Below are 6,247 nucleotides of genomic sequence, written 5' to 3' on the forward strand. Positions count from 1 at the left end.
CATATTAAATAATTTGAATTATTTGTTTACCGCGTGGATAAAAAATTAAGTACAATAGGGGAGCGAGTATATTGAATTTAGAAAATAGAATAGTTAATAAAATAGTTGATATATCAAAGAAACATAAATATATTGATAAAATTGTTATCTTCGGGTCACGAGCGCGTGGTGATAATTTATTAAAAAGTGATATTGATTTAGGTGTGTATTCTGATAATTCTATTGCAGAATTCAAAGATGAAATTGAGGAGAAAGTTAGTACTTTATTAGAGTTTGATTTTTCACATATGAATAATATTGAAGATAAGTTTTTTATAGAACAAGTTGAAAAAGAAGGGGTAATTATTTATGAGAAACCTTGATTTTAAGTATATGAATTTGAAAAGGGCATACGATAGACTTAAAGAAGTTAGTGATTTATACGACGGTAAAAATGAAATAATAAGAGATAGCTTAATTCAAAGGTTTGAATTTACCTATGAGCTCACTCATAAAACACTTAAAGAGTTTATGAATTTCCAAGGAGTAACCCTCGAGAACTCATTTCCACGTACAATATTTAAAAAGGCATATGTTAACAATATTATATCAGATGAATTGGTATGGATTAATTTATTAGAAGATAGAAATTCTACATCACATATTTATAACGAAAAGTTAGCTAATGAAATTGCAGAGAGAATAGCCAATAAATATGTTGACTCCATTGGTGAATTAATTAAAAACTTAGAATTATTAATGTAACTTTATCGTTTAATAACTTAGAAATTGATATTACTATAGGGGAAGCTAGTATTTATAAAGGACAGAAGATTAAATACATTTTTGATTTTGGTTATCAATGGGAATTTAATATAATAGTAACTGATATTGATAAAAATGCAACATTGCCTATGCAGCCTGAGGTTATTGAATCAAAAGGGCAATCGCCAGAGCAATATCCAGAATGCTACTAGCAAACCTATAATTTTATTAAAAAGTTGCACATTTGATGAAGATTGATGATTTCATTCTTCCTATAATTATATTATCCTATAGTGGAAGTATATAGTAATCAACATTTAGGAAGGTGAATATTTATGGGAAATTATCAAAACATTAATACTTTAAAACCAGAAGGCATTGAAAACAAAAGAGCGTATTTGGTTGGAGGGGGTATAGCCTCTCTTGCGGCTGCCGCATATTTAATACGAGATGGTCATATGGATGGTAAAAACATAACTATTTTAGAACAATCACATATTATCGGTGGTAGTATGGATGGATGCGGAAATGCAAAGGACGGTTATATTGTTCGAGGTGGAAGAGAGATGGAAGAACACTATGAGTGTTGCTGGGATTTATATGGCAAGATTCCATCTCTAACTGCTCCTAATCGAACTGTTTTAGATGAATTCCGCGAGTTAAATGATGCTGACCCTAATGAGTCAACTTGTAGATTGCTTCAGAATTGTGGTGAAAAAGCAGATTTTTCTTCTCTAGGACTTAAGGATAATCACATTAAGCAACTTACTATGCTTTTCCTTGCAACCGAAGAAGATTTAGGAGCTGCAACTGTTGAGCAGTATTTTGAACAATCCTTTTTAGAAACTGATATGTGGTGTTTCTGGCGTTCTATGTTTGCATTTGAAAATTGGCATAGCGTTGTGGAAATGAAACGCTATATGCAACGTTTTATGCATTTGCTTCCTGGAATGAGCCGTATGAAAAACATTATGTTTTCAAAGTACAACCAGTATGAATCTATGATTCTTCCACTTGAAAAATGGTTGCAATCTAAAAATGTAGTCATTGACCTAGATTCACAGGTTACAGATTTAGATATTGACATAGAGGCAGATAAGAAAACAGTTACTGCCATTCACTTGGTGCACAATGGTAAAGATGAAGTAATTCATACAACAAAGAATGATTTGGTATTTGTTACTAATGGATCTATGACAGAAAACTCTACTACTGGAAGTATGCATGAACCTGCAATAACTAATCGTGGGGCTTCTGGATGCTGGGATTTATGGAAAAACATTGCAAAGAAAGATTCTTCCTTTGGAAAACCAGAAGTATTCTGTAGTGACATCGACAAAAGCAAATGGGAATCTTTTACTATAACTAGCAAAGATGCTAGAATGGCAGACCTGCTTAAGGAACTCACCGGCAGAGATCCATACTCTGGTAAAACAGTTACTGGAGGCATTATAACTATTAAGGATTCAAATTGGCTTTTGAGTGTAACTTGCAATAGACAACCTCATTTTATTGACCAACCTAAGGATGTTTTAGTAATATGGGCTTATGGTCTTTTCCCTGACAATATTGGTGATTTTGTGAAAAAGAGAATGAGCGATTGTACTGGTGAAGAAATGATGACAGAGCTTTTATACCATATGGGTAAGAAGGATGAGATATCAGAAATTCTTAAAAACGTTAATGTTATCCCTTGCATGATGCCTTATACCACAAGTCAATTTATGCCTCGTGTTAAGGGTGATCGTCCTGATGTTATTCCACAAGGGAGTACCAATCTTGCCTTTTTAGGACAATTTGCAGAAGTTGCAGATGATTGCGTATTCACAGTTGAATATTCTATTCGTTCAGCTATGATGGCGGTTTACACATTACTTAACCTTGATAAAAAGGTGCCAGAAGTATATCCTACTAAATATGATATTCGTGTGGTTGCAGCAGCTGCAAAGGCATTATATAGTGGACGACCTCTCCCAGGAGAGACTATTGTGCGCAAGCTTTTGAAAAATACAACGCTTGAAGGTTTAATTTAAATATATAACAAAAAAAGCAAGAGAGTATATGCTTTCTTGCTTTTTTGTTATATATTTTTATAGTAGAAGTAGTGGCCATAGATTAGTATAAGCAATTGCTATTACTGCATTTCACATTTTAATAATGCTCTATGGATATCCCCACTAATTATATTAGCTAGATTATCAATAATCTGATCAGAATCATTAATCATATTGGTTCTTATCCATTCAAGTAATAATCCTACAAAAGCAAATTTGTAAAAATTAACCACGAATTCTTTCTTTTCCTGTGAAACTTTCATGTCCACCGCGATTTCATCTACAACGTTAACCACAAGGTTATACACTGCGCTGTATAAATGGGTCTCTAAGTGTTCACGCCCAATGGAGTTATAGGTATTTAACACCATTTTACGATTTTGATCCAAATAGATTAATATCTTCAAAAATCCCTGCTGCCATGTTTGATAGGTTGTATTTTCTTCCATGGCATTGGTAACTTCAGTTCTGAAAATCCATTCTAAAAGTGCATAGATATCTTGAAAGTGATAGTAGAATGTACGGCGATTAACTCCACAGTCCGAAACAATATCATTAATTGTAATTTTTGCTAAAGGTGTGGTATTCATTAGTTTTTTCAAGGATTCTGCTAAAGATTCTTTTGTAGTTTGGTGCATACATTATATCTCCTTTCCATTGGCGTTATATATATTATATTTAAAGTAAACTCTTTAGTCAATGTGAGATAAGTCAATACAGGACACCTCTTTTTCTTTAATTCATTCCATGGATAAACATTTTCATAATGAGTAAAAAATATTTCCTTAATAAAATTGGCAATAGCTATCGATTGTAAGTGGCAATAAAGTTTTAAGTCAGTAGCCTTTGAGGAAAAACTATCATTGACAATATTTATTCTTGATTCTATAATTAGGTATAATCTATGAAAGGTAAGGTATTTGGAGATATGAGAATATAATTCACTTAAAGAATTTTTTTAATAAAACGATGAGAAATTCCCCATTGAGGATTTTTTTGTTGTACATTTTATTGAAATTGTGAGTGGATATTAACTTGTTGATGTGAATATTGCCTTAAATGTTATTCCTAAGAGTATTATTTAAAATACTTTAGGGTATTTTTATGATAATTATTAAACTAAAGCAAACTATTATCCTCTCCAAATTAAAGGAGGGGTTTTTTTATGTTATTAATTGAAGCTATAAATATAAAAAAATATTATGGAGACAGACTTATACTTAATATAGAAGATTTTAAAATATACTCAGAAGAACGGATAGGTCTGGTGGGACTTAATGGTTCGGGTAAGACTACACTTATTAATATACTTTGTGGCGAATCTGAACCTGATGAAGGCTGGGTTAGAAGATACGGAACCCATAGTGTGGCAGATCAACTTGGTTCCAAAGAATATGAAGACATAGACAAAAAAGTAGCTAATCAATTTGTTACTCAGCATGAATGGAACAATAATTTAAGTGGCGGTGAGAAAACAAGATTTAAAATGGCTAAATGCTTTGATAAAGGTAATAATATAATATTCGCGGATGAGCCAACCAGTAATTTGGATGTGGAGGGTATAGAGCTTCTTAATAATAAGTTTAAGGAATATAGGGGCGCCCTGCTAATCATATCTCACGACCGGGAGTTTCTAGATAAGTTATGCAATAAGATAGTAGAGATAGATGAGGGAAAACTCAAGGAATATAAGGGTAATTATACAGACTTTAAACTTCAAAAGGATTTAGACATAGAAAGAAGTTTATTTGAATTCAATAAGTATGGGAAAGATAAAAAAAAGCTTGAAGATGCCATGGATGAGACAAAACAAAAGGTTGGGGCTATGAGAAAGGCTCCATCAAGAATGGGGAATTCAGAAGCAAGACTTCATAGTAAAATGGGCAACCAGAAGGCAAAGGCCAATCTAGACAGAGCTGCAAGGAATATGAAAGCTAGAATGGATCATCTTGAGGTAAAAGAAAAACCTAAAAAAATTCAAAGTATAAAGCTAGATGCATTAGATAATGGTGAGCTTTATAGCAAGATAGTTATTTCAGGAAAGAATATAAGTAAGTCTTTTGGAGATAAAATTATATTTAATGATACAGGGTTTGATATTTATAATTGCTCAAGAACTGCGCTTATAGGGCCTAATGGTAGTGGAAAGAGTACTCTTATTAAGATGATTTTAGAAGGAGACATATCAATTAAAATAGCTAAAGGTGCAAAAATAGGTTACTTCAGCCAGGACATGAATATTCTTAATGAGGAGCTTAGCATTCTGAAAAATGTAATGGAAAATAGTGTTTATGATGAAACTTTTGCACGAATCCTATTAAGCAGACTTCTATTTAAAAAAGAAGAGGTTTATAAGAAGGTTAAAGTACTAAGTGGAGGGGAAAGAGTAAAGGCTTCTTTTGTAAAGGTATTTTTGAGCGATATTAACTTGCTTGTTTTGGATGAACCAACAAATTATCTGGATATATATTCCTTAGATGTTGTGGAAGCGGCATTAAAGGAATACGAGAGAACCCTTCTGTTTGTATCACACGACAGAAGATTTATAAGTACAGTTGCAAATAGTATATTATCCATTGAAAAACACAAATTGATCACTGTTCGTGGCAGTTATGAAGAATTTATGGAGAAAAGCAGTAATAAAACAGATGTAAGAGCAGAAGCTTTGGAGAACCAAATATTTGTTCTCGAAAATCGCTTGTCAGGGATTATCAGTAAGCTTTCTATACCGTCTAGAAAGGATGATCCTGAGAAACTGGATAGAGAATATTTCGATGTATTAAAGCAGTTAAAGAAACTTAAGATAGAAAAGACGCAATAGATTAAGGGATATCTAATTTAACAGTAGCTATATACAACGTTATAGGAGAACCAAAAAATAAGGATACCAAATTGGTATTCTTATTTTTATAATAATTAGCCTTGCGTATCGGAATGCGGAATGTAGAAATATTTATACTTATATGTAGGTATATGAAGATAATCCAGTTAGAAGACCCATTGGGTATATTTATGAACTTATTTATATGATACAATACTCCTTGTCGTCACATGATGACAAAGCAAGTTGGTCTTTGAAAATTAAACAGAGAAATAGGTAAAATAGCGAAATAACATTTTGCTAGACCAGTTAATTACTTTAGATAAAAAAGTAATTTTAGTCGTAAGACTAAAAAGTATGTAATGAGCTTGCGAATCAACGTAATGTTGATTAAACGACTTAACAGTTGTCGCAGATTATTCATTTCAAATAAAAAGTGTAAACTTTTAAATTGAGAGTTTGATCCTGGCTCAGGACGAACGCTGGCGGCGTGCCTAACACATGCAAGTCGAGCGATGAAACCCTTCGGGGTGGATTAGCGGCGGACGGGTGAGTAACACGTGGGTAACCTGCCTCAAAGAGGGGAATAGCCTCCCGAAAGGGAGATTAATACCGCATAATATGTTTT

The 6,247-nt window shown here is 32.8% G+C and carries 6 protein-coding genes and 1 rRNA gene; 6 read left to right on the forward strand and 1 reads right to left on the reverse strand.

All coding sequences use genetic code 11. The features are described from left to right. The first annotated feature begins 71 nt into the window (after window positions 1-71). The 4 genes from Ctaglu_RS19445 (at window position 72) to Ctaglu_RS19460 (ending at window position 2,777) form a co-directional block, all read left to right on the forward strand. The gene (locus Ctaglu_RS19445; RefSeq protein ID WP_125004814.1) at window positions 72-362 is read left to right on the forward strand and encodes a nucleotidyltransferase domain-containing protein; all 291 of its coding nucleotides are present in this window, start codon (window positions 72-74) and stop codon (window positions 360-362) included. Continuing rightward, complete coding sequence (locus Ctaglu_RS19450) at window positions 349-744, forward strand: nucleotidyltransferase substrate binding protein (protein WP_125004816.1); 396 nt, start codon at window positions 349-351, stop codon at window positions 742-744. The genes Ctaglu_RS19445 and Ctaglu_RS19450 overlap by 14 nt, the downstream gene beginning before the upstream one ends. Window positions 745-779: 35 nt before the next feature. After that, on the forward strand, window positions 780-956 hold the full coding sequence (locus Ctaglu_RS26505; protein WP_373861703.1) for an IS1096 element passenger TnpR family protein: 177 nt from the start codon (window positions 780-782) through the stop codon (window positions 954-956). A gap of 123 nt (window positions 957-1,079) precedes the next feature. Then, window positions 1,080-2,777, forward strand: coding sequence for an oleate hydratase (locus tag Ctaglu_RS19460; protein WP_125004818.1), 1,698 nt, complete (start codon window positions 1,080-1,082; stop codon window positions 2,775-2,777). A gap of 101 nt (window positions 2,778-2,878) precedes the next feature. Here Ctaglu_RS19460 and Ctaglu_RS19465 read toward each other — a convergent pair whose 3' ends face one another. Continuing rightward, complete coding sequence (locus Ctaglu_RS19465) at window positions 2,879-3,436, reverse strand: TetR/AcrR family transcriptional regulator C-terminal domain-containing protein (RefSeq protein WP_125004820.1); 558 nt, start codon at window positions 3,434-3,436, stop codon at window positions 2,879-2,881. A 527-nt stretch (window positions 3,437-3,963) separates the two neighbouring features. Between Ctaglu_RS19465 and abc-f the strand changes: the two genes are divergently transcribed. Both abc-f and Ctaglu_RS19475 read left to right on the forward strand, forming a co-directional pair. Then, complete coding sequence (gene abc-f, locus Ctaglu_RS19470) at window positions 3,964-5,619, forward strand: ribosomal protection-like ABC-F family protein (RefSeq protein ID WP_125004822.1); 1,656 nt, start codon at window positions 3,964-3,966, stop codon at window positions 5,617-5,619. A gap of 447 nt (window positions 5,620-6,066) precedes the next feature. Beyond that, a 16S ribosomal RNA gene (locus tag Ctaglu_RS19475) occupies window positions 6,067-6,247 on the forward strand; the annotation flags it as partial.

It is taken from the genome of Clostridium tagluense (assembly GCF_003865095.1).
GTDB lineage: Bacteria > Bacillota > Clostridia > Clostridiales > Clostridiaceae > Clostridium_AD > Clostridium_AD tagluense.

What these genes read in the sequence shown, in the direction of transcription:
- Ctaglu_RS19450 (WP_125004816.1), top strand. Translation starts at nt 349, where the DNA reads ATGAGAAACCTTGATTTTAAGTATATGAATTTGAAAAGGGCATACGAT.
- Ctaglu_RS19460 (WP_125004818.1), top strand. Translation starts at nt 1,080, where the DNA reads ATGGGAAATTATCAAAACATTAATACTTTAAAACCAGAAGGCATTGAA.
- Ctaglu_RS19465 (WP_125004820.1), bottom strand. Translation starts at nt 3,436, where the DNA reads ATGCACCAAACTACAAAAGAATCTTTAGCAGAATCCTTGAAAAAACTA.
- abc-f (WP_125004822.1), top strand. Translation starts at nt 3,964, where the DNA reads ATGTTATTAATTGAAGCTATAAATATAAAAAAATATTATGGAGACAGA.